Below are 23,538 nucleotides of genomic sequence, written 5' to 3'. Positions count from 1 at the left end.
CTCCTAAATCAGGCTCATGCTCTTGGGGACGGCGCTGGCCGCATCCGGCCGGCAGGCGCGGTAGAAGCAGATGCCGCAGCCGTCGATGGAGGCCCGCACCGCGGACTCGACCTTGGCCTGGAACGTGCCGGTGGCCGCGGCGAACGCGTCGTTCCAGCGCGTCTTGAAGTCCACGTTGCGCTTGCGGCAGTCGTACACGGCCTCGTAGTCCTGGATGTTCAGCGCATAGTTGCAACTGCCGGCGCCCACGTACTTCACCCAGCCCTGATTGCCGGCCATGAAGTTGGCCACGTCGCCGCCCGAGAACGCCACGCCCAGCCTGGACTTTTCGGACTTGCTGTAGGGATGGGTGTGAAAGGTGCCCAGGGTGTAGTCGCCCTTCTGCTCGGCCGGCAGCGTGATGCTGCCGCCGCCGCCCGAGCCGGTGCGGATGACGCGCTTGCCGTCCTTGTCGGACACGATGCGTCCGCCATGTTCGGTCACCGTGTCGCCGCCGTGTCCGGACTTGGACCAGGCGTCGTTGATGGCGTCGAACACGTCGTTCGGCATGGTGTGCGTCGCCGGGCATTTGCGCGCCTCGGCTTCGGCCACGCGCAGGTCGCCCATGCCGGCGCGCTGCACGGTCTGCGCCAGGCCGGGCGCGGGCAGGGGCTGGCCGAGGCGGTGCGCGGCGCGGTCGGCCTCGGCCTCCTGCGGCGAGTGCGCCGGGCCCAGTTCCAGCGGCAACCCCGGCTGGTAGCGCGCCTGCTGCTGGACCACGTGCGCCAGTTCGTGCGCGAGCAGGGCGCGTCCCGCCGGGGTGCCCGGCGCATAGCGGCCGGCGCCGAAGGCCACATGCGGCCCGACTGTGTAGGCCTGCGCCTGCAGCGCGCGCGCCGACGCCGCGGCCTGCGAATCCGCGTGGATGCGCACGCGGCTGAAATCATGGCCGTAGCGTTGTTCGAATTCCGCCCGGTCGGCCGCCGCCATCGGCGCGCCGGGGCTGCGCAGCACGTCCTCCACCTGGCCGGGGACCGTCGCGCTGTCCCGCGCCGCGCCGCCCGTGCGCCGCGAGACCGCGCACGACGACTTGCCGCCGCAGCCGCAGGCGCAGCGGCGCTGCACCAGGCGCGAGCGCGGCGGCGCGGTGTCGGGCCGTGGCGAAAACAAGGAGGCCGACGTTCTCATGGCCGCGTTCAATGCTTGAGGTGGAAGGTGTCGGCGATGGCGCGGCCGGCCTGCGCGCCGGTTTGCGCCGGCTGCGCGCCTTGCGCCACGGTCTGCAGCCGCTGCACATCGGCGCCGGCCGCGGCACCCTCGACCACGGCGCCACCTTGTTGCGCGGCGCGCCGGACCAGTTCGTGCACCAGCGCGGCCACGAAGGCGTTGCGCTGGGCGGCGTCGTGGCTCGGCAGGCTGAGGGCGCGGATATGCAAATGGATTGCGGGTTTCATGGCCATCCTCTCGTTTCGGCGTCGGCCAGGGGCCGTTCGCGTTTGGCGGCTTCGGCGTGCGCGGCTTGCAGCACGTGAGCCATGGTGACTTCGGTGCCGGCGTCGGCGGCCAGGAAGGCCGCGTTCAGCGCGACGTTGCGGATGCTGCCGCCCGTCAGGTTCAGGCGCGCCAGTTGGCGCGGGTCCAGGCCGCGGGTCGGCGTGGCGGCCGGGAACACGCCGCGCCAGATGCGGGCGCGCAGTTCCTGGTCGGGAAACGGAAACTGCACGACGAAGCGCAGCCGCCGCAGGAAGGCGTTGTCCAGATTGGATTTCAGATTGGTGGTCAGCACGGCCAGGCCGCGATACGACTCCATGCGCTGCAGCAGGTAGCTGATCTCGATGTTGGCGTAGCGGTCATGGCTGTCCTTGACTTCCGAGCGCTTGCCGAACAGCGCGTCGGCTTCGTCGAACAGCAGGATCGCGCCGCCGTCTTCCGCGGCCTCGAACAGGCGGCGCAGGTTCTTCTCGGTTTCGCCGATGTACTTGCTGACCACCGCCGACAGGTCGATGCGGTACAGGTCCAGCCCGGTCTCGCGCGCCAGGGCCTCGGCGGCCAGGGTCTTGCCCGTGCCGCTCTCGCCCGTAAACAGGGTGGCCAGGCCCAGCCCGCGGGACTGCGCGGCCGCGAAGCCCCAATCCTGGTGGACGCGGTGGCGCTGGCGCAGATGCGCCGCGATCTGGCGCAGGACCGCCATCTGCGGATCGGGCAGCACCAGATCGTCCCAGCCGGCCGCGGGCGTCAGGCGCTGGGCCAGGCCGTCGAGGCGGCGGCGGCTGGCCTGCGCGCTGGCCTGCCAGAGCGCGGCGTGCGGATCGACGCCGGGCTCGCGCAGCGCGGGCGCGAGTGCGGCGGCGGTGAGCTGCAGGGTGCGCGCGTCCAGACCGAACTGGCTGGCGGCCTGGTCCAGGGCCTCGCCGGCGTGCGCGGCCGCCTCGGGTCCCAGCGCCTGGCGCCACAGAATGCGCCGGTCGGCCTCCTGCGGCCGGGACACCGCATGGTGGCGCGACGCCGCGCGCAGTGTGACCGGTTCGCGCACGCCCAGCAGGCACAGGCCGCCCGCCTGTTCGACCAGATGCCGCGCCGCGGGTGTGAGGCCCTCCGAGGCGTCGACGTACAGTCCGGCGCCCAGCAGCACCGCCTCGCGCTGCCAGCGCGTCAGCAGCGCGTCGCGGTCGGCGGCGTCGGCCGGGATGTCTTCGGCCCGCAGCGTCAGGCAGGCGAGCCCGGCGGCGCGCGCGGCGCGGGCGGCCACGTCTTCCTGCGCGCCGGGGTCGTCGCCTTCGAGCACAAAGACGGGCAGGGGGGCGTCATGGGCGGCGGCGATCTGCCCGGCGATCTGCTGCGTCGCCGCCTCGTGCGCGGGCGCCGCAAAGGGCAGCGGCATCGCGGGGCGCAGCAGCGGACGCAGATGCGCGTCGGGTTCGTTCAGGCCGGCCAGAAAGTGCAGCACGCGTTCGTCGATGCGCAGGCGCGCCGTGCTCAGGTCCGCCGCATCGTCCACATCCAGCAGCCGCCAGCGGCGCAGCGGCCGTTGCGGCGACAGGGCGCTCCAGTGCGCGCCGTCGAGCGCGGCCAGGGCCAGCGCAAAACTGGCGTGGCGCAGGCCGCCGCCGCGGCCCTGCGCCTGGGCGCAGCAGTCGGCCAGGGCCGCGTCCATTTCGACGCCGGCGCACAGCAAGAGGAGGTCGCGCTCGAATGCCGACAGGCCGAAGGCCGTGGTCAATTGGTCGATGGCCGCGTCGCCATCCAGCGCGGCGCGGGCCTGCACGCGCTGTTGCGCGCCGTGACGCGCCGGGCGGCTGCCGGGCTTGCTCAGCCTTGCGCGCAGCCGCGCGAATTCGGCGGCCAGCAATTGCTGGTTGGCGTCGGTCCAGTCCAGGGGCGCGCGCGCATTCATGGCAGCTCGATCTGGCGGTTCAGGTAACGCACGGGGACCGCTTCGCGGTCCACCAGCGGGCTCTCGATGCCGTCCACGCGCAGGCGCACGAGCAGCCGCGTGCCCGCGGGCGGCGCGTCGCGCCATTCGAAGACCAGTTGGCTCGCGGGCGCGGCCGCGGGTTCGGCGGGCAGGACGCGGTCGTCCAGCAGCAGGCTGGCCGATTGGCCCGGCAGCAACGGCGGCGCGATGCCCAGTTCGATGCGCACCGTGCCCGCGTTGCGCGTCACGGAGGCGGGCGGCAGCACGGGTTCGGGCGCCAGCACCAGCGCAAGCTGGTTGCTGTCGCGCCGCAGGCCGGTGTCGGCCGCCTGCACCGAGGCATGCAGGCGGTACACGCCGACGGGAAGGTCCGCGGGCATGGTCAGGCGCAGCCACGCGTCCGTGCCGGCGTCGACCGGCACGCTGCGCTCGGCCTGCAGCGTGGCGTGGCGCAGGGACACGACGCGCGCCAGGCCGTCCAGGTGGTGCCCGAGCAGCGTCACGGTGCCGCCCGGCACCGCCACCGGCTGCTTGCCCGACGGCTGCACGGACAGCAGGGTGGGCAGCGGCGGCGTCAGGCCGGGGAACACGGTCACGCCACGGTCGCGCGGGGTGCCGGGGATGGCTTCGCCGCGCGTCAGCACGGGCAGCGCGCCGCGCGCCGGACGCCGCGATTCGATCAGCACGACCGACACCTGGAAGGCGGCGGTCGGCCGATAGTGCGCCTGCAGCGCGGCCCACAGGCGCGACATCTCTTCGGCGCCGAGCGCCGACGGCGTGATCTTCAGGAGTTCGATCTGGCCGGCCAGGTCGGCGCCGCGCAGGCTCTGGTAGACCGTGGGCAGGATGGCGCCGTCGACCACATCCGGGTCCAGCGCGCGGCGCACGGCCTCGCGCGGCAGCACGGGCGATTCGTGCAGCAGCTGCAGCGCGTAGCCCAGCAGCACTTCGGCCTGCAGTTCGGCGCGGCCGTAGGCGGTGAGCAGGTAGTGCAGGTCCAGCGCCAGCGGCGGATGGGCGATGCGTTCGCCCGCCGCATCGCGCGACGGCAGCGCGGCATTGCGCCACGCGGCGTTGGGGGTGACCTGGTGCAGGAAGAGGTTGAGCTGCGGGTCTTCCTGGTTGTCCAGCGACACCGCGTCGGGCGCCACCGCCGACACCTTGACGCCCGCGCCCAGCGCGTCGGTCACGGCGTGGTCGATCATGCCCGAGTCGAGCAGGTCCTTGAGAACGGCGGTGACCGCCGCGATCGCCAGCGCGTTGCTCATGGCAGCCCCGTTCGCCGGGCGGCGAGGTAGGCGCGCAGGGAAAGCGCCGCGGATCGCGCGGGCGGCGCGGCGCGCGGGACCGGGGCGGGCGGGGCGACCTCCAGGCGGTCGATGGTGATGTGCACGTCGGGCGCAGGGGCGTGTGGCGGCGCGTGGCGCGAGGCCGGCGCGTGCCGCGTGGCGAGGGCGGCGAGGGTGCGCGCGTCGATGGCGCCTTGCTGCGCGGCGGTGTCGTCTTGGACTGCCTGGGGGGCGGGGGCGGCGGATTCGCCGGGTTTGTCCGAGGCGTCCGGTTCGCCTGGTTCGCGCTCGGCGCGGCCTGCGCGCGAGGGCGCCATCCCCGGTGCCCGCGCCGGTGCCCGCGCCTCCCACGGCATCGCGGCGCCCAGTCCGGCCCGCGCGTCGTCTTCCGTCCGTAACCCAGACAGGCCCGAAATGCCGCGAGGCGGCGAGTCCGCGCGGTGCGCAGGCGGCAAGCCGTCGCTGCCGTTCCACCGTGCCAAAAGCGGCGGCGGCATGTCCGCGTCGGCGCTTGCGGGCGGCATGGACCGGCTGCGGGGCGCATCGATACCCGCGATCCCGGCGGGTTGATCCGGCGCCGCCGTCGCGGCCGGCGCTGCGAGCCCCGGTTCCGCCGCCGGCCCGCGCAGGAAGGCCGCTTGCGCTGGCCTGCCGGCCGCGCCGTCGCTTGCGCTGACGTCCCAGGCCGGCGCGAACGCGGCGGTCTCGCCGCGTGCCGCCGCCTGCTCCGGCATGCCGGGGGCCGAGGCCTCGCCAGGCACGGCGCCATGCAGCGCCGCCGACTGCGGCGTAGGCGCGCCGCGCAGCCGGGGCGCGAGGCCCAGGCTGCGGCTGGCAAGCTGGCGCAGGAATCCGGTCATGGCATTGCTTCCCGGTCCACCAGTTCCAGATAGGCGGCGCGCCGCGCCGGGCCCAGCGCCAGCACCTGCGGCTCGGTCCAGCCGTAGGCGCGCGCCAGGCGGTGCACGTCCCGCAGCAGGCCGCGCGCGCACAGGCTGATGTCGTCCCACACGCAGGCATCGGCGTCCAGCGCCACCGTCCAGGCCCGCGCGCAATCGGCGCAGCGCAACGACAGTTCGATATTGGCCGCCGGATCCAGCGCTTCCATGCGCGCCTCGATGTCGTCCAGCGCCGCGCCCCGCGGCAGCGCGGCGTCGTCCGGCGCGTGCAGCCGGCAGGCCCGCAACAGCGCGGCGAGGGCCGCGCCGCTGTCGGCCGCCATGGCGGCGCGCGCCTGGTCGCGGCTGCTGGGCAGGCGCCAGGCGGCGCCGTGCGCATCGAACATGGGCTCGGCCGACGCGCGCTCGGGCGGCGCGGGCAGCGCGTCCACCAGCGCCGCCAGGTCCACGTCGAACGCCATCGCAGCCCCGCAATCGGGGCAATCGGCGCAGGCCGCCAGGCGCGGTCCGAAGGTCGCGCCGCGCAGGCGCAGCAGCGACAGCGTGCGCCATCCCACCGGCCGGGACGCGATGTCCACCCCCGGCATCGCCACGGCCAGCGCGCGCAGGCCGCGGTCTATCGGATGGCAGTCACGGCCCGCCTCCCACAGCGCAAGAATTTGCGTATCGATCAGGGCGTGCATGGCTGCGCTCCATCAGGCCGGCTCGACAAAACTCGGTTCGGACGGTTCGGCGACTTCGTAGTCGCGTTCCCATCCTTCGTTTTCCAGCTTGATGGTCTGGATCGCGACGGCGTTGGCGTTCGCGTCCAGGTCGGGAATGGCCTGGTATTCGGATACCCAGCAGCGGAACACTTTGTAGGCCAGCACGAGCTGACCGGCCTCGTTGTAGACCTCGATGATGATGTCCTTGCGGAAGTCCTTCAGCGATGCCTCGCTGCCCAGCCCCGATCCGAAGTTCCACACCTTGTTGGTCCACTGCTCGAATTCGCGGTCGTGCGTGACGCCGCGCTCCAGCGTGACGGCCTCGTACTTGTTGCGCCCCGGCGATTTGCGGGCGCTGGAGGGGTCGCCCCCTTCGCGGTGCTCGACCACTTCGGTGCTGCGCTTGAGCGCCGACACCTTGCTGACGCCGGCCACATAGCGGCCATCCCACTTCACCCGGAATTTGAAGTTCTTGTACGGGTCGAAGCGCTGCGGATTGACGGTGAACTGCGCCATGGCGATCTCCTGGAAACCGTGGTCGGCGCCTGCCGCGCGGCCGCAAGCGGCGCGCCGGCGGGCGCCGGGCTCAAGCCTGTATCTGGCCGGCCAGTTGCTGGATGCTGATGACGACGAACTCGGCGGGCTTGAGCGGCGCGAACCCCACGAGGATGTTGACCACGCCGCGATTGATGTCGTCCTGCGTGGTGGTTTCCCGGTCGCACTTGACCAGATAGGCCTCGCGCGGAGAACTGCCCTGGAAGGCGCCCTGCCGGAACAGGGTGTTCATGAATGCGCCGATGTTCAGGCGTATCTGCGCCCAGAGCGGCTCGTCGTTGGGCTCGAACACCACCCATTGCGTGCCGCGGTAGAGCGATTCCTCCAGATAGAGGGCCAGGCGGCGCACCGGCACGTACTTGTATTCCGACGTGAGCTGGTCCGCGCCGCGCAGCGTGCGCGCGCCCCAGCAGACCGCGCCGTACACGGGGAACGTGCGCAGGCAGTTGACGCCCAGCGGGTTCAGGCTGCCGTTCTCGCCGTCGGTCAGCGTGGCGGCCAGCGACACGACGCCGGCCAGGTTGGCATCGGTGCCGGCGGGCGCCTTCCAGACGCCGCGGTTGCCGTCCGTGCGCGCATACAGGCCCGCGATCGTGCCGCAGGGCGGCGCGAGGCGGGGCTTGCCGTTCTTGAGCGGATCGGACACGTGCGTCCACGGGTAGTACACGGCCGCATGATCCGACTTGGGCAGCGCCGTGCCGGTGGCGACCGCCACCATCGAGGCCGGGTCGACGGCCGTGGGCGGCGCATCCACGATCATGAACGCGCGCCGCTCTTCGCAGTACGAGGCGGCGTCGGCCAGGACGCCGGCATGCGTGATGGCGGGCAGGCAGAGCAGATTGAAGATGTCGGCGTCTTCCAGCGCGTACAGGCCCTGGCGCAGCGCGCGATTGCCGATGAACGCGGCATAGACGTCGTCCGGTCCATAGGGCGTTTCCGTGCCGCCTTCGAGCAGCGCGTCCACCGGCGGCGGCGATGCCACCGCGCCAGTCAGCAGGTGCAGGGACGCCGCCAGGTCGTTGGCCGGGGCGGCGGCGACGGCGATGGTGGAGCCCAGCCCGCGCGAACCGCTGGCCAGCACCAGCGTGCTGCCCTGCACGCGGGCGGTGAAGTCGCGGAATGCCGGCGTGCCCGGCCGCAGCGCGCGCACGGCCGCCTGCAGGCGCGCCGCCACGTCTTCCAGCTTGGCGGCCAGCGAGCCGCCCGCGGCGGCGGTGTCGCCCAGGCTCACCAGTTCCGGGCCCAGGCCGTCCAGCGTGATGCGCAGGCTGGTGTGCGTGGCGTCGGGCAGCGCATCCAGGTCGGTCGCGCCGAAGGTGTCGCTGGTGAGCGTGGCCGCATCGGGCGTGGGCGCGGGCCGGATGATGGCGGCGCCGTCGGTTTCGATGCCGCCCGCCAGCGAACCCAGCATCAGCACGCCGGCCGCGTTGTTGCGGGCGCCGGGCAGCACGCGCACGCTGGCGTTTTCACCGCCCGCGCCCGAGGTCAGCACGATGGTGTTGACGCTGCGCGCGGCCGTGAAGTTCGCCAGCGCCGGCCGGCCCTGCGCCTGCGCCCGCACCTTGGCCTGAATCGCGGCGCACAGCGATGTCAGCCGCTGCGTGGCCGTGCCGCCGGAAATGTCGCCGGGCAGCGCGATGCTCACGCCCACCGGTTCCAGACCGTTCACCGCCACGCGAAAGTCGGTGTGTGTCGCGTCCAGCAGCGTCTGCACGTCGCCCAGCGTGCCGCTGACGCTGGTGCCCGCCGGCAGCGCGTCCAGCGCGCCCTGCGACAGCAGGCGCTCCAGGCGCACAAGCTGCGAGACGCCCTGCACCAGATCCAGCAGGTAGCGCGGATCCTTGGCGTTGAGCGAGACATTGGCGTAGCTTTCCGCCCGGCCGTCGCCGGCGCGGATGAACTGGATGTTGAAGGTGCTGGAAGGCACGGCGGTGGCGTAGTCCACGCGGACCTGGATGCCGTTGCCCGAGACGCCCGGATCCAGCGCCCGGACCGCCAGCACGTCCACGGCCGTCGCGCTGCGTAAGGTGCGCTGCGCGGGCGATGCCTCTTTGACGACCCGCACGATCCAGGCATCCGTGCCGCCGTTCACGAAGAACTGCCGCACGGCGTAGCCCAGCTCCGAGTCGTCGGCCAGGCCGCCGAAGGCGCGCTCGTAGTCGGAAAAGCTGAAGATCCGGACCGCCTTGTTGACGGGACCGCGCGGGGCCGCGCCCAGGAACGCGGCAACCGACGTCGCGACCCCCGCGATCGTGCGCACGCCGCTGGGAATTTCCTGGATGTAAACCCCGGGATGGGACAGGGTAAGGGCCATGAGCTGCTCCTTCACACGACTTCTTGGACGAAGTGTTCTTGCCGTAGGAGAGTCTTAGAGAGCCGCCAGTGCGCCGCAGGACATGGGCCGGGGCATGGCGATTCGATTCGCGCGAGGCTGCGCGGTGTGGCGGGCGTTGCGCCGCTCTAGTTGGATTGCAGCGGAAAGGCAATCGGGCAAAAGCAGCAAGCCCTGGTGAGAACGAGTTATAGAAGGTCTGTATGAACCCGGCAATAGCTTTTTCACGGCGTTAACCATCTGTTTCTTATTCAGCCCGGATTCAGCCTGGGTCTTCCGGCAATTGAAGCGCGCGCGCCGCTGGCGTATAACCCGTAGCGGCGCCGCTGCGGAATCTTCCGGGCAGCGGGTCGCCCCGGCCGGCCTGGCAGGCGGCCCCAGTCCCAAGGAGCGTGCGATGAATAGCGTGTCCCGATTGCTGCGTTTGCATGCCTGGTTTTCCCGCTTGCCTGCCGCGCCTGACAAGGCGGGCCGCCGCCCGCGCATCGCGCGCGCCGTGCTCGGGCTGGCCGCCGGCGCCTCGTTTGTCTTCGGCGCTGCGGCGCAGCCGCAGGATGCCGGCCCGTCCCAGGCCGCCGCGGCCCAGCCCGCGCCTGCCGCCAGCCAGCCCGATGCCTCGGCCGTGCGCGCGCTGCAATGGCCGCGCAGCTTCTCCGCGCAGGACGGCACCCGCGTCGAGCTCTACCAGCCCCAGATCGACACCTGGACGGCGGATCGCATCACCGGCCGCATGGCGGTCGCGGTGGGCGCGGCCAAGGGCAGCCCGACCTACGGCGTGGCGGACTTCTCCGCGCGCGCGGACGTCAACAAGCCGGCCGGCCTGGTGCATCTGTCCGACATCCGCATCGAGCGCGTCCAGGTGCCCACCGCGCCGCAAGAGGCCGCGCGGCTGCGCAGCGCACTCGAAGCGCGCATTCCCGCCCAGGGCATGGTGACGCCGCTGGACGCGCTGCAACTGAGCTATGCGCTGTCGCAGAACAACCCGGCGGCCAAGACCGTGCCGGTGGACAACACGCCGCCGCGCATCATCTATCGCACGGTGCCGGCCATCCTGGTGCTGGTGGACGGCCCGCCCGCGTGGGCGGAGGTGGCCGGGGCGCAAGGGTGGCGCCGCGTCATCAACACGCGCGCGCTGATCCTGCGCGATAGCGCCGGGCGCCTGTACCTGCAGGCCGCGGGCCACTGGTACGAATCCGGCGATCTCAACGGGCCGTGGCGCACGGTCGCGCAGCCGGCGCCCGCGCTGCTCACGGCCGCCGACGCCGCCCGCCGCAGCGCCGCGCCCGATCCCCTGATGCCGCACGACGGCCGTGCGCCGCACCGCGCGCCCGACATCGAAGTGTCCACCGTCCCGGCCGAACTGCTGATCACGATCGGCCAGGCCGAACTGCGGCCGGTGCCGGGCACGTCGCTGTTGTCCGTCACCAACGCCGATCACGCGGTGTTCATGAACCCGGGCGACAACCGCTATTACCTGCTGGTGTCCGGCCGCTGGTTCCGCGGCCCGCGGCTCGAAGGGCCGTGGTCCTACGTGCCGGGCAAGGATCTGCCGCGCGATTTCGCGCGCATTCCGCCCCGCGATCCGCAGGGCGGGGTGCTGGTGTCGGTGCCGGGCACGCCGCAGGCCCGCGAGGCCGTCATCGCGTCCACGATTCCGCAGACCGCGACCGTGTCGCGCAGCGCGGCCACGCTGCAGGTCCGGTATGCGGGCGGCGCGCCCGTCATGCGCCCCATCGCGGGCACGCCGCTGTCTTACGCGGCCAATTCGCAGGTGCCGGTCATCCAGGCGGAAGGCCGCTACTACGCGCTGTCGCACGCCGTGTGGTTCGTGTCGGATTCGCCCACCGGCCCATGGCGCGTGGCCGACCACGTGCCGGCGGCCATCTACGCCATTCCCGCCAGCTCGCCGCTGCACTACGTGACCTACGTGCAGGTGTACGGCTCGACGCCGCAGAGCGTGGTGTTCGGCTATACGCCCGGCTACATGGGCGTGGTGGTCGCGCCCGATGGCACCGTTGTCTACGGCACCGGCTACCCCTATCCGCCCGTGATCGTGCAGGATGCCTGGGTGGGCTATCCGCCCAGCTACGGCTACAACGCGGCCTTCGATTCCGCGGCGGGCTTTGCCTTCGGCTTTGCCGCCGCCGAGGCCTGGGGCGGCGCGGCGCCGTACTGGGGGCCGTATTCTGGCGCGCCCTATTGGGGCGGCGTCGACGTCAACAAGGTCGACGTCTACGGCGCATGGGGCGGGTCCGGCACGGTCACGCACGCGGCCGGATGGAACGGCTGGACGGGCAACGAATGGCAGGGCACGCACGCCGAGGGCTACAACCCGCAGACCGGCGCGGCCTTCGAAGGCACGCGCGGCGCGGCCTATAACGAGTACACGGGCAACGCCGCGGCGGGAAGGCGAGGCGCCTACACCGATCCGGTGACCGGCGCATCGGGCGCGGGCCGCGCCGGCGCGGTCGAGAACGACGACGGCCAATGGGCTGCGGGCCGCCAGAATGTGCGCACCAACCCGGACACCGGCCGCACCACGTACTCCGCCGCCGCGGCGACGGGCACGGCGGGGCAGGGCGCCGACAGCGTCGACCGGCGCGGCGCGACCTACGACCGCAACACCGGCAGCGGCATGGCCTGGAACAACGGCAACGTCTACGCGGACCACAACGGCAACGTCTACGAGCACAACGACAACGGCTGGCAGCAGCACACGTCCTCGGGCTGGCAGCCGGTCCAGCCGAACACGCAGGCCAACGCCAACTACCTGAATTCCCAGCGCCAGGCGCGCGACTATTCGACGCAGCGCACGGGCGGGATGGACGGCGGCGGCTGGCAGGGGCGCATGGGCGAGTCGGAAGGCGGTTGGCAGGGCCGAAGCATGGATGGCGGCTGGCAGGGCCGAAGCATGGACGGCAGGTGGCAAGGCCGAGGCATGGAAGGCCGCAGTTTCGGCGGGTTCGGCGGCGGGTTCCGGGGCGGCTTCCGGCGCTGAACCGGCGGGCTCAGCCCGTCCTCACCCACTGCCCCGACGCGGGGTCGACGCCCACGCGCGCCCCGTCGGCCCGCAGCTGTTCTTCATCCAATCGCGAGGCCGCTGCGGGGTCCACGTCGAATTCAATGCCCAGCGCCCGCGCGACGCGGGCATCCTCGATGGGCAGCTCCCAGCTCAGGAACAGCAGCGTGCGGTCCGGACCCGACACAAAATCCGCTTCGTCAAAGCCGGTTGCGTCGCGCGGAATGACCGCGTGCGGCTGGCAGGTGTCGAAGATCATGGCCGCGCCCGGCGTGAGCGCAATGCGGTCGCCGGTGCCGGGAAAGTGCACGTCCAGTCCCTTGTCTTCGCAGAGGAACAGATTGCAGAACGCGGCGCCGCCGTACTGTTCGCCGTCGTGGTGATAGCGCGCGCCGCGGCAGGCCATGAGGGCCATGTCGCTGTCGGCCAGGACCTCGCCCAGTCCGAGCGTGCGCGTCCAGTCGCGCATGGCTTCTTCGCACAGGCTCAGTTCCGGCCAGCGCGCGCGGGTGCGCGGCAGGGGCATCTGTTCGACGTCGCCGGGTTCCAGGCAGAGGCGGGTGCGGATCTCGCGCTCCCAGTCGGCGCGTACGCGGGCCGGGGGCGCCGGCACGGCGAGGTTCCCCGCAAGCAGCCGGCCGCTCACGCTGCGGCTGCGCAGGGCGTCCTCGCGCCAGAAGAACGCGGTCAGGCGGTCATGCGCCGGGTGATTCAGGGGCAATGCGTTCATGGGCAATGCGTTCATGGGCAATGCTGGCAACGCCTATCCTCCGCGCCCTTCGTAGGCGGCTTCGTCGCCGTCCTCGTCTTCCATCGCCGCCTGCGCGCGTTCCAGCAGATAGCGCTTCAGGCCCTCGATGCCATCGGGCGTCCAGCCGTTCGCGCCGGTCACCGCCACCCAGGCGTTCACGTAGTGCTGGGGCGCATAGACGTGGCCATAGCCCATGGGCGTATTGGTGCCCACGGCCATGTCCAGCGCGAGCTGCAGCATGGTGACCACGGGATACCAGCGCAGCTCGGGCGACACGTCCGGGCCCATCGGCGCATTCATCCACGCGGGCGGACGGTAGAGGTCGCGGTAGTCGAAGAACGTGACCGGATCGCTGGCGTACTGCAGGTAGACGACGCGCATCGGACCCCAGGGCGCGTCGTCGGGCACGGGCGATCCGTGCTGGTTCATGAAGCGCACGAAGGCGCCATCTCGCAGCTCGGGCAGCCAGGCCGGCGATCCGGGATTGCGGGCATCGGTGATGGTGCGCCAGACGCGGCTTTCGAACGGCGGACCGCTCCACAGCGCGCCCTGTATCGGGTCGCCGATCATCTCGAAGAGCTCGGCCGAGCCGGCGGAATTCATCGCGCCCAGGCTCAGGCCATGCAGGTACAGGCGGGGCCGGCGGTCCTTGGGCAGGGCGGTCCAGTAGTCATAGACCGCCACGAAGAGCGCGCGCGCCGCCTCGGCGCCGTACTCGGGCTGCGCCAGCAGGGACAGCGGGCTGGACAGGTACGAATACTGCATGGCGACGCTGGCCACGTCGCCGTTCAGCAGGTATTCCAGCGAGTCCACCGCCGCGGGGTCGACCCAGCCCGTGCCGGTGGGCGTGATCACGACGAGCGTCGAACGGTCGAAGGCGCCCACGCGCTTCATTTCGTCCAGCGCGAGGCGCGCGCGCGCCTGCGGCGTGGCCGCGCCGCGCAGGCCGACATACACGCGGATGGGCTCAAGCGCCTCGCGTCCCGATTGCGTGGTGATCTCGCTGGCGGTCGGTCCCGAGGCGATATATTCGCGGCCCGCGCGGCCCAGTTCGTTCCAGCGGATCAGCGACGCGGGGCCGCCGGTCTTGAGCGCGGCGGTCGGTTGCGGCCGCTCGGGTTCGAGCAGCGCGTCGAATTCCCGGAACGACGCGTCCAGCACGTGCAGCGCGCCGCGGAAGAACACGTCGGTCGCCAGCAGCCAGAAGATCAGGATCGCGATCGCGGCGCCCGTGACGTTGGCCACGCGCCGCGGCACGACGCGCCGCACCTGCCGGGCCAGAAAGCGCGCGATCAGCTTGAACAGCCGCGCCAGCGCAAGCAGCACCGCGAAGGTCAGCACGGCGATCGCGCTGACCTTGATGGGATGGGCGCTGGTCACCGGCTCCATCTGCATCAGCGCGCGGATGGTGTTCTGCCATTCGGCGGCGCGGCCCAGGAACAGGATCGCCACCGACAGGCACAGCAGGCCGATGACGGTGTTGACGATCCGCGCCGCGCGCCCCTTGGGCTCGGGCAGTTCCATGTAGGCCCACAGCCAGTGCCACAGCACGCCCAGTCCGTATCCCGCCGCCAGGCAGGTGCCGGCCAGCACGCCCTGGGTGACGTGGGTGCGGGGAATCAGGGTGGGGGTCAGCGCCGCGGCGAAGAACAGCGTGCCGAGCATGAGCCCGACGCCGGACAGGGACTCCAGATGGGACCGGAAGAATGAAGGCAGGTGTCGAGGCAAGGCTTGCTGCACGGTAGGCGTCCTCATCCGGGTAGAAGTGGCGTTGATTCTCGCACGTTGCCGCGGGATGTCCGCGGGCCTGTCAGTCGCGGTCAGTCGCGGTCGGGCGCGCCCAGCGGAAAGAGCGGCCGGTAGGGCCGGGCTTCGTCGACCACGCGGGCGAACGACGGACGCGCCAGCAGCCGCGCGCGATAGGCCCGCAGATGCGGATAGGCGTGCGCGATGGGATACGTCCAGTCGGCATAGAACAGCGACGGGGCGGCGGCGCAGTCGGCCAGCGTGAAGTCCTCGCCCGCGGCCCAGGTGCGCGTGGCCAGTTGCGCGTCGATCCAGGCGTACGCCAGCTCCAGCCTTTCCGCCGCCTGCGCCATCCCTTCCTCGCGCCGGGCAGGGTCGCCGGAGAGCGCGCCGTTTACCGCGTGCTGCATCCAGAACATGACGTGCAGATCGAAATAGCGGTCCAGGAAGCGCACGTCCAGCGCGGCCATCGGGTCGTCGGGGATGAGCCGCACCGGGCCGGGATGGGCGAGCTGCAGGTATTCGATGATGATGCTGGATTCGACGATGTTGCGATCGCCATCGACCAGCAGCGGGAACTTGCGCAGCGGCCAGCGTTCCAGCCAGTCCCGGGCATGGCGGGGTGTTTCCGGCCCGAGGCTGCGGAATTCGAAGGGCGTGCCGTTTTCGTACAGCGCGATGAGCGCCTTCTGCGTGTACGAGGAAAAGGGATGACCGTAAAGTGCAGGCAGCATTCTCGGGTTCTCCAGAGCAGTGGCTCACAGGTTAATGGGTCTGGGCCTGTTTCACCAGACGGACGCCGCCCGGCGCGCCGCCGTGCGGCGGCGCGGCGAAAGGAATACAGTGCATGGCGGAGCCCCTGGCACGAGCCGCGGGTAAACAGCCAAACAGCCAAACAGCAACAAGACGGAGACGGGATGGATACGGTAGGCAAGCAAGGCGCCAGCGTGCGCGAACAGGTCGGCGAAACGGAATGGCAGGTCCGCAAGGACCTGGCGGCGTTGTACCGGCTGGTGGCGCTGTTCGGCTGGGACGACCTCATCTTCACGCACATCACGGCCAAGGTTCCGGGCACGGAGCACTTCCTGATCAACCCCTACGGCATGATGTTCGACGAAATCACGGCGTCCAGCCTGGTCAAGATCGACCTGGACGGCAACAAGGTGATGGCGTCCGAATACGACATCAACCCGGCGGGCTTCACCATCCATAGCTGTATCCACGCGGCCCGCAAGGATGCGATGTGCGTACTGCATACGCACTCGATCAACGGCGTGGCGGTGTCGGCGCAGAAGGCGGGGCTGCTGCCGCTGTCGCAGTTTGCGTTCATCGCGCTGCGCTCGCTCAGCTATCACGACTACGAAGGGCTGGCGCTCAATCCCGACGAGCAGCCGCGCCTGGTGCGCGACCTGGGCGCCAACAACTACCTGATCCTGCGCAACCACGGCCTGCTGACCGTGGGCCAGAGCATGGCCGAGGCCTTCCAGGCGATGCACCGCCTGGAGGCGGCCTGCATGGTGCAGGTCCGGGCGCAGGCGGGCGGCGAACTGACCTACATCCCGCCCGAGGTGCTGGCCCGCGCGGCGGTGGAATCGCCGGCCGATCGGGCGCACAAGGCCCAGCTCGCGTGGCCGGGTCTGTTGCGCCGCCTGGACCGCCGCAATCCGGGCTACGCCGACTAGACGGCGCGAAGCCGCGCGGCGGCTTACTTCCCGGGTTCGGGCATGGCCTCCAGGAATTCGGCGCAGTCGGGCAGTGGCGTGGCGGGCTGGTAAACGGATGCGTCGGCCTGCCAGGCGTAGGTCACGGTGTAGCTGCACGCGCTGTCCACCTGAGGCGCCAGTTGCTCCCGGGTCAGCGCGGGCCGCGCGCTCGAGTCCGCAAAGCGGCTGGCGCCGGCCGGCGAGCGCGTCGCGTGCGTCGTCACCTGCAAATCCGGATAGTCGCGGCCCGGCAAGGCTTTCACGGCGGTCGTGAAACGGTAGACGTCGCTGCATTGGCCGGCGCGCTTCTGCTCGTCGGCTGCGTTGAAGCACGCGCGGATGGAGGCGTCGGCCGTGTAGGGCAGGACCAGCACCAGGTTCGCGCCGGTCGGCTCGCCCAGCGTGACGTCGTACACATACAGGTCGCGGCGCGTGAAGCTGCCGCCGGAGAACGGTGTCTCGGGCTCGAAGTCCGGTTCTTGCGGTCCGATCACCCCCACCAGCGCGCGCTCCTCGTCCAGCCGGATCAGTTGCGGCCAGACGGAAAAGTGCTTGAAATCCGGGACCTCTGGCGAGTCCCAGAAGAGGCGTTCGGCGCGCAGCGTGCGGCTGGTCGCGAAGGGGCCGTTTTCCCCGAACTTGCCGTCCGTCTTGATGCCTACGCACCAGTCCGTCTGGGCATTGCAGTACAGCTTGTTGTCCGCGTTGAGCGTCAGCGGCTCGACGTCGGGCTGCGCCGCCGCGGCCACGGGCAGGACGGCGGAGATCACCAGGGCAAACAGTTTCGACACGATTCTTCCTTCTTGGGGTGAGCAGCGCCCGGCAGCGGATGGCGGACGGCGCGACGCCGCACGGGCGCGCCACATTTTGTAGGGAGTTGCACGGCTGCGCCGGGGCGGTTGGTGTCAAAACATGAACAAACGTATCGGCGTTAGCCCGAATTTTCGTGGGCGCGGCGCCGGTCCTATGCTGGAGACCCTTCAAGGAAACGGATAGCGGCATGATGAAAGCGGACAAGACTGGCGATAACCGGGATGCGCAGGCCGGCGCGTCCGAGCTGATCGACGCGCGCATCGCCGAACTGGACGACTGGCGCGGCCGGACGCTGGCCCACGTGCGGGCGCTCATCCGGCAGGCCGATCCCGACGTGGCCGAGGAGTGGAAGTGGCGCGGCGTCCCCGTGTGGTCGCATGCCGGCATCGTATGCACGGGCGAAACCTACAAGACGGCCGTGAAGCTGACCTTCGCCAAGGGCGCAGCGCTGGAGGACCCCGCCGGGCTCTTCAACGCCAGCCTGGACGGCAACACGCGCCGCGCCATCGATCTGCACGAGGGTGACCGCCTGGACGAACCGGCGTTCCTGGCGCTTTTCCGCGCGGCCGTGGCGCTGAACACCGCATCGAAGGTCAAGCGGGCCGGACCCGGCGGCTAACTGGCGGCGGGCACGTCCGACTCGACCAGCCGGGCAAGCTGCAGCAGCGATTCCTGCCAGCCCAGATAGCACATCTCTGTCGGAATGACGTCGGGGATGCCTTCCTGCACGATGATCAGTTCGGTGCCGCAGGAAACCTCGCGCAGCGTGATCGTGGTCGTCATCTCGCCCGGCAGGTTGGGATCGTTGAAGCGGTCCGTGTAGCGGATCTTCTGGAATTCGACCAGTTCCAGGTATTCGCCGCCGAACGGCTCCTCATGGCCGGTGGCGAAATTGCGAAAGAACATCTTGTGGCGGCCGCCCGTGCGGGCGTCCAGTTCCTGCACCGTGCAGGTGTACCCATAGGGGGGAAGCCACTTCGCGATGGCGTCGGGCTCGAGAAAGGCCCGGTAGACGCGGTCGGGCGTGGTGCGCAGGATGCGCAGGTGTCGTACGGTTCCGGTGGTCATGGTGTGTCTGCCTCGAATGGTGGGGGATACATGACGACGACGAACCGCAACCCCCCGGATCGACACGATTTTTCTTGGGGATTTCCCTAGGTCATGGCGCCGCGCCGGGGCTGGCGCGCAACAACGCGACGTAGGTCGACAGCGTCTCGGCGTGCCGTTGCTCCGCGCGCAGGCCCACGTGTCCATCGGCCCGGACCACCAGCAGCACCATGTCGCCCACGCCCAGCAAGGCCGCCGCGGCGGGCTCCAGATAGGCGTCCACCCCGGCGACGCCGGGGTTCGCGGCGATGGCGACGATGCCTTCGATGATATGCCCGTCCGTCAGCGGCTCGATGACGTCGATCTGGTCCGGCAGCCGCCATCGCCCGATCGGATGAGCGGGCGCGGACGTCATGCTTTTGCGCCATTCTGAAGCAGGCGGGGGCGCGTACGCCGCGCGGATGACCCCTTTGCGGCCGGGCGCCGGCGGGTCCATTACTATCTGGACATGAGCCAGCGCAAGACAACGCCCAAGCCGCGCCCCGACGCCTGCATCCGCGTGCGCGGCGCGCGCGAACACAATCTGAAGAACGTGGACGTAAGCATCCCGCGCGACGCGCTGGTGGTGTTTGCCGGCGTGTCCGGGTCAGGGAAATCGTCCCTGGCGTTTGGCACGCTGTATGCCGAAGCGCAGCGCCGCTACCTGGAATCGCTGTCGCCGTATGCCCGGCGCCTGATCGACCAGGTGGGCGTGCCCGACGTGGACGCCATCGACGGCCTGCCGCCCGCCGTGGCATTGCAGCAGCAGCGCGGCACGCCCAACGTGCGGTCCACGGTGGGCAGCGTGACCACGTTGTCCAGCATGTTGCGCATGCTGTATTCGCGCGCCGGGACGTACCCTGCGCGCCAGCCGATGCTGTACGCGGAAGATTTCTCGCCCAACACGCCGCAGGGGGCGTGCCCGCATTGCCACGGGCTGGGCTACGTGTACGACGTGACCGAGGCGTCCATGGTGCCGGACCCCTCGCTGTCGATCCGCGAACGCGCCATCGCATCGTGGCCGCCGGCCTGGCACGGCCAGAACCTGCGCGACATCCTGGTCACGCTGGGCTACGACGTGGACAAGCCGTGGCGCGACCTGCCCAAGAAGGATCGCGACTGGATCCTGTACACGGACGAGCAGCCGACCGTCCCGGTCTACGCGGGCTTTACGCCCGCCGAAACCCGCGCGGCGCTGCGCCGCAAGACCGAGCCCAGCTACATGGGCACGTACACCGGCGCGCGCCGCTACGTCATGCACACGTTCGCGACCACCCAGAGCGCCATGATGAAAAAGCGCGTGGCCCGCTTCATGACCGGCTCGCCGTGTCCGGAATGCGGCGGCCGGCGCCTCAAGCGCGAGGCCTTGTCGGTGACGTTTGCGGGGCTGGACATCGGCACCCTGTCGCAACTGCCGCTCAGCCGCATCGCCGAGGTTCTCGCGCCGGCCGCCGCAGGCCGGTTCGACGAAGCGGGGGCGCCGGGCGTGACGCGCAGCAAGGCGGCGGGCGTGCGTGCCAACGCCGGGCGCGTGGCGGCGGGCGGCCTGTCGCATGCGGGCAGCAGCGACGTGCGGCGCACGCCGGACTCTTCCCCGGAAAAGCGCATCGCCGCGCAGCGCATCGCGCACGACCTGATCGAGCGCATCGGCACGCTGCAGGCGCTGGGCCTGGGCTATCTGGCGATGGACCGGTCCACGCCGACGCTCTCGCCCGGTGAACTGCAGCGGTTGCGGCTGGCCACGCAGATCCGTTCCAATCTTTTCGGCGTGGTGTACGTGCTGGACGAACCGTCGGCCGGGCTGCATCCCGCGGACGCCCAGGCGCTGCACCGCGCGCTGGACCAGCTCAAGGCCGGCGGCAATACGCTCTTTGTCGTCGAGCACGACCTGGACACGCTGCGCCGCGCCGATTGGCTGGTCGACGTGGGACCGGGCGCGGGCCAGCATGGCGGGCAGGTGCTGTACAGCGGCCCGCCCGAGGGCCTGCGCAAGGTGAAGGAATCGGTCACGGCGAAGTACCTTTTCGATGCGCGCCCGGCCAGCCGCCGCGCGCCGCGCGAGCCTGCCGGCTGGCTGGAGCTGCGCGGCATCCACCGCAACAACCTGCATGGCATCGATGCGCGTTTTCCGCTCGGGGCATTCACGGCGGTGACGGGCGTGTCCGGGTCGGGAAAATCCAGCCTGGTCAGCCAGGCGCTGGTGGAACTGGTGGGCGAGCACCTGGGCCAGGAACTGCCCGCCGAGGAGTCCGAGGGCGACCTGCCGCAGCCCGGCAACCTGCCGCGCACGACAGGGCGCCTCCACGCGGGTGCGCAGGCCATCAAGCGGCTGGTCAATGTGGACCAGAAGCCCATCGGCCGTACGCCGCGGTCCAATCTGGCCACCTACACCGGCCTTTTCGACCACGTGCGCAAGCTGTTCGCCGGCACCAAAGCCGCCCGATCGCGGCGCTACGGCGCCGGCCGCTTTTCCTTCAACGTCGCCCAGGGCCGCTGCGAGACGTGCGAAGGCGAAGGCTTTGTCCACGTTGAACTGCTGTTCATGCCCAGCGTGTACGCGCCTTGCCCCGCCTGCCACGGCACCCGCTACAACGCCAAGACGCTGGAAATCGAATGGAACGGCCGCAACATCGCGCAGGTGCTGGACATGACCGTGGACGAAGCGCGTGCGTGCTTCCAGGACGAGCCCGCGGTGGCGCGTCCCCTGGCGCTGCTGCACGACATCGGCCTGGGGTATCTGCGCCTGGGCCAGCCCGCCACCGAGCTGTCCGGCGGCGAGGCCCAGCGCATCAAGCTGGCCACGGAGCTGCAGCGCAGCCAGCGCGGCAACACGCTGTATGTGCTGGACGAGCCCACCACGGGCCTGCACGCGGCGGATGTGGACAAGCTGATGGCGCAACTGCACGGCCTGGTCGACGCCGGCAACACCGTGGTCGTGGTGGAACACGACCTGCGCGTGATCGCGGGCAGCGACTGGATGCTGGACGTGGGGCCCGGCGCCGGGGAAGAGGGCGGCACCATCGTGGCGGCGGGCACGCCGCAAGCGGTCAGCCAGGGCAAGGCCGGCGTCACCGCGCCGTTCCTGCGGCGTCTGTTCGAATGAAGCCTCTGTTCGGATAAGGCTACTGTTCGGAAAAGGCCCCGGGGCCGCTGTCCGGGCGCCCGCGTTACTGCTGCATCTCGTGGGCCAGGGTGGCCTGCATGCGCTGCATGCTTTCCTGCCCGACCTCGATCAGGCCGCCGCTGGGCTGGTCGATGTCCAGGATGAACGTCAGCACCAGCGCGATCAGCGCGGCGAACATGCCCGTCGATATGGGCCGGCGCCGCCCGTGCAGGCCGGTGCCATAGGCGATGTAGGCCATGGACCCCGCCGCCACGATGAAGAGCAGGTAATACACCGGCTCCGGCACGTGGTTCTCCAGCGCGACGCGGCGCTTCTCGTTGATCTGCGCCATCTCGTTGACGGCCTGGATGAACATGATGGTGGAGATCGAGGGCGGGTTCTCCGCCCGGGCCGCGACCGCCGCCCGGATCTGGCGCTCGATGCGCCGGGCAGTGGCATTGGCCGCGTTGAAACGGGGCGAATCCTGGTCCGCCAGGTGGTAGTCCAGCGAGGCCGTGGTGTACTCATGCAGCATGTTCGCCACCACGGGCCGGTGCTCGACGGGAATGAGCTGCGAGCGCCAGTAGGCGTTGCCGATGGCGTTGGCCTCTTCCAGCACCAGGTTCTTGCGCGTTTCGAAGCGCGTCACCGACATGGCGAAGGTAAAGCCCAGCAGCAGGGCCAAGAGGCCAAGCAGCGCGGTCTGCAGCGCCGAAATGTGCGTCTTGGCGGCCTCGTCGGCCGGCTTGCGCAACCGGCGGCCCAGCCGGTAAGCGAGCTCGATGACAGCCAGGAAAATGATGAGCACGACGAAAAAGAGATAGATCTCGTCAATTTCCCTCAGCATGCCTGTTCCCCCCGGAATGAATTTGCGCATCAGCGTATGCCGATTGCGCGGCGCCGGCAAGGACGGGGTAAGGGCGGGGCAAGGGCGGGGCAAGGTCGGGGGCGCCCGCCGCGGCCGTGTCAGCGAAACGCCAACATCTTGGAGTAAGGTGTCGCTTCCCTACCCAAAGACCCCGCACGGAGCAGAACTTGAAATACCGCAAACTCGGCCGTACCGACCTGGATGTCAGCCTGATCGGGCTGGGCACCATGACCTGGGGCGAGCAGAACACCGAAGCGCAGGCGCACGAGCAACTGGACTACGCGCTGGAGCGCGGCGTCAACCTGGTCGACGTGGCCGAAATGTACCCGGTGCCGCCCAAGCCCGAAACCCAGGGCCTGACCGAAACCTACATCGGCACGTGGCTGGCCAAGACTGGCCGCCGCCAGGACATCGTGCTGGCCAGCAAGGTGGCCGGCCCCGTGCGCGATCCCAAGCGTCCCGGCCACATCCGCGACGGCAAGACCTTCCTGGACCGCAAGAACCTGACTGAGGCGCTGGACGCCAGCCTCAAGCGCCTGCAGACCGATTACCTGGACCTGTACCAGCTCCACTGGCCCGACCGCACGACGGCGACGTTCGGCCAGCTCAACTACCCGTGGGTCGAGGACGAGCACACCGTGCCCATCGAAGAGACCCTGTCCGTGCTGCAGGACTTCGTGCGTGCGGGCAAGGTGCGCCACGTCGGCGTGTCGAACGAGACGCCGTGGGGCGTCAGCCAGTTCCTGCGCCACGCCGAAAACCAGAACCTGCCCCGCATCGTCTCGATCCAGAACGCCTACAACCTGCTGAACCGCGTGTTCGAAATCGGCCTGTCGGAGTTCACGCACCATGAAGGCGTGGGCCTCCTGGCCTACTCGCCGCTGGCGATGGGCATGCTCTGCGGCAAGTATCTGGACGGCGCCAAGCCGGCAGGCGCGCGCCTGACCGTCTATTCGCGCTTTACCCGCTACAGCAACCCCCAGGCCGAGGCCGCCACGCGCGAATACGTCGACCTGGCGCGCGCCCACGGCGTGTCGCCCACGCACCTGGCCCTGGCCTGGATCAACCAGCGCCCCTTCGTCACCAGCAACCTGATCGGCGCGACGTCGCTGGAGCAGCTCAAGGAAAACATCGACAGCGTGGACGTCACCCTGTCCACCGAGGTGCTGGACGCGATCGAGCAGATCCACAAGCGGCACCCGAACCCGGCGCCTTGAGGCGGGCGGGCGGCCGGCAGGCCGCCCGTTATCCGGTTCAAGGTTGCCTCGCAGACCGG

The 23,538-nt window shown here is 70.5% G+C and carries 20 protein-coding genes; 5 read left to right on the top strand and 15 right to left on the bottom strand.

Annotated elements, in window-relative coordinates:
- Positions 1 to 3 precede the first annotated feature (3 nt).
- From BXA00_RS29145 to BXA00_RS04095, 8 genes are all read right to left on the bottom strand, one after another.
- Complete coding sequence (locus BXA00_RS29145; RefSeq protein WP_083714168.1) at positions 4 to 1,167, bottom strand: DUF4157 domain-containing protein; 1,164 nt, start codon at positions 1,165 to 1,167, stop codon at positions 4 to 6.
- An 8-nt stretch (positions 1,168 to 1,175) separates the two neighbouring features.
- A complete protein-coding gene (locus BXA00_RS04125) occupies positions 1,176 to 1,433 on the bottom strand; it encodes a hypothetical protein (RefSeq protein WP_156902734.1) in 258 nt (85 codons plus the stop codon).
- The gene (locus BXA00_RS04120) at positions 1,430 to 3,373 is read right to left on the bottom strand and encodes an ATP-binding protein (RefSeq protein ID WP_076516448.1); all 1,944 of its coding nucleotides are present in this window, start codon (positions 3,371 to 3,373) and stop codon (positions 1,430 to 1,432) included. The genes BXA00_RS04125 and BXA00_RS04120 overlap by 4 nt, the downstream gene beginning before the upstream one ends.
- Positions 3,370 to 4,662: a DUF4255 domain-containing protein gene (locus BXA00_RS04115; protein ID WP_076516446.1), complete on the bottom strand. Its 1,293-nt coding sequence runs from the start codon at positions 4,660 to 4,662 to the stop codon at positions 3,370 to 3,372. Before BXA00_RS04115 ends, BXA00_RS04120 begins: the two co-directional genes overlap by 4 nt.
- Positions 4,659 to 5,543 (bottom strand): hypothetical protein, encoded by an 885-nt coding sequence (locus tag BXA00_RS04110; RefSeq protein ID WP_076516444.1) that lies wholly within the window; start codon positions 5,541 to 5,543, stop codon positions 4,659 to 4,661. Before BXA00_RS04110 ends, BXA00_RS04115 begins: the two co-directional genes overlap by 4 nt.
- Positions 5,540 to 6,265: a hypothetical protein gene (locus tag BXA00_RS04105; protein ID WP_076516442.1), complete on the bottom strand. Its 726-nt coding sequence runs from the start codon at positions 6,263 to 6,265 to the stop codon at positions 5,540 to 5,542. The genes BXA00_RS04110 and BXA00_RS04105 overlap by 4 nt, the downstream gene beginning before the upstream one ends.
- Positions 6,266 to 6,277: 12 nt before the next feature.
- On the bottom strand, positions 6,278 to 6,802 hold the full coding sequence (locus BXA00_RS04100; RefSeq protein ID WP_076516440.1) for a phage tail protein: 525 nt from the start codon (positions 6,800 to 6,802) through the stop codon (positions 6,278 to 6,280).
- A gap of 70 nt (positions 6,803 to 6,872) precedes the next feature.
- Positions 6,873 to 9,155, bottom strand: coding sequence for a phage tail sheath subtilisin-like domain-containing protein (locus tag BXA00_RS04095; RefSeq protein ID WP_076516438.1), 2,283 nt, complete (start codon positions 9,153 to 9,155; stop codon positions 6,873 to 6,875).
- Between the two features lie 415 nt (positions 9,156 to 9,570).
- Between BXA00_RS04095 and BXA00_RS04090 the strand changes: the two genes are divergently transcribed.
- A complete protein-coding gene (locus BXA00_RS04090; protein WP_156902733.1) occupies positions 9,571 to 12,171 on the top strand; it encodes a carbohydrate-binding family V/XII in 2,601 nt (866 codons plus the stop codon).
- Between the two features lie 10 nt (positions 12,172 to 12,181).
- Here the strand turns inward: BXA00_RS04090 and BXA00_RS04085 are convergent, their stop codons facing one another.
- The 3 genes from BXA00_RS04085 to BXA00_RS04075 form a co-directional block, all read right to left on the bottom strand.
- Positions 12,182 to 12,937, bottom strand: coding sequence for a hypothetical protein (locus BXA00_RS04085; RefSeq protein WP_231952200.1), 756 nt, complete (start codon positions 12,935 to 12,937; stop codon positions 12,182 to 12,184).
- An 18-nt stretch (positions 12,938 to 12,955) separates the two neighbouring features.
- The gene (locus BXA00_RS04080) at positions 12,956 to 14,683 is read right to left on the bottom strand and encodes an alpha/beta-hydrolase family protein (RefSeq protein WP_156902732.1); all 1,728 of its coding nucleotides are present in this window, start codon (positions 14,681 to 14,683) and stop codon (positions 12,956 to 12,958) included.
- A gap of 80 nt (positions 14,684 to 14,763) precedes the next feature.
- Complete coding sequence (locus BXA00_RS04075) at positions 14,764 to 15,423, bottom strand: glutathione S-transferase family protein (protein ID WP_076516434.1); 660 nt, start codon at positions 15,421 to 15,423, stop codon at positions 14,764 to 14,766.
- Positions 15,424 to 15,606: 183 nt separating this feature from the next.
- On the opposite strand from BXA00_RS04075, the gene BXA00_RS04070 reads away from it, so the two are divergent.
- A complete protein-coding gene (locus BXA00_RS04070; protein ID WP_076516433.1) occupies positions 15,607 to 16,371 on the top strand; it encodes a class II aldolase/adducin family protein in 765 nt (254 codons plus the stop codon).
- Between the two features lie 23 nt (positions 16,372 to 16,394).
- Here BXA00_RS04070 and BXA00_RS04065 read toward each other — a convergent pair whose 3' ends face one another.
- Positions 16,395 to 17,183, bottom strand: a complete 789-nt coding sequence (locus tag BXA00_RS04065; RefSeq protein WP_076516431.1) for a hypothetical protein — start codon at positions 17,181 to 17,183, stop codon at positions 16,395 to 16,397.
- 209 nt (positions 17,184 to 17,392) lie between these two features.
- On the opposite strand from BXA00_RS04065, the gene BXA00_RS04060 reads away from it, so the two are divergent.
- Positions 17,393 to 17,824 carry a DUF1801 domain-containing protein gene (locus BXA00_RS04060; protein WP_076516429.1) on the top strand — a complete coding sequence of 144 codons (432 nt, stop codon included), beginning with the start codon at positions 17,393 to 17,395 and terminating at the stop codon, positions 17,822 to 17,824.
- On the opposite strand, the gene BXA00_RS04055 is transcribed toward BXA00_RS04060, so the two are convergent.
- A complete protein-coding gene (locus tag BXA00_RS04055) occupies positions 17,821 to 18,273 on the bottom strand; it encodes an SRPBCC family protein (protein ID WP_076516427.1) in 453 nt (150 codons plus the stop codon). The genes BXA00_RS04060 and BXA00_RS04055 overlap by 4 nt on opposite strands.
- 91 nt (positions 18,274 to 18,364) lie before the next feature.
- Positions 18,365 to 18,667, bottom strand: a complete 303-nt coding sequence (locus BXA00_RS04050) for a hypothetical protein (RefSeq protein WP_156902731.1) — start codon at positions 18,665 to 18,667, stop codon at positions 18,365 to 18,367.
- 93 nt (positions 18,668 to 18,760) lie between these two features.
- On the opposite strand from BXA00_RS04050, the gene BXA00_RS04045 reads away from it, so the two are divergent.
- Positions 18,761 to 21,394, top strand: a complete 2,634-nt coding sequence (locus tag BXA00_RS04045; RefSeq protein ID WP_076516423.1) for an excinuclease ABC subunit UvrA — start codon at positions 18,761 to 18,763, stop codon at positions 21,392 to 21,394.
- Positions 21,395 to 21,458: 64 nt separating this feature from the next.
- On the opposite strand, the gene BXA00_RS04040 is transcribed toward BXA00_RS04045, so the two are convergent.
- Complete coding sequence (locus tag BXA00_RS04040) at positions 21,459 to 22,241, bottom strand: hypothetical protein (protein ID WP_076516421.1); 783 nt, start codon at positions 22,239 to 22,241, stop codon at positions 21,459 to 21,461.
- A gap of 188 nt (positions 22,242 to 22,429) precedes the next feature.
- Here BXA00_RS04040 and BXA00_RS04035 point away from each other — a divergent pair, with 188 nt between their 5' ends.
- Positions 22,430 to 23,479 carry an NADP(H)-dependent aldo-keto reductase gene (locus BXA00_RS04035; protein ID WP_076516419.1) on the top strand — a complete coding sequence of 350 codons (1,050 nt, stop codon included), beginning with the start codon at positions 22,430 to 22,432 and terminating at the stop codon, positions 23,477 to 23,479.
- Positions 23,480 to 23,538 lie beyond the last annotated feature (59 nt).

This window comes from Achromobacter sp. MFA1 R4 (genome assembly GCF_900156745.1).
GTDB lineage: Bacteria > Pseudomonadota > Gammaproteobacteria > Burkholderiales > Burkholderiaceae_B > Achromobacter.
Note: the sequence above shows the minus strand (reverse complement) of the source record. Positions and strands in the feature narration are given on the sequence as shown.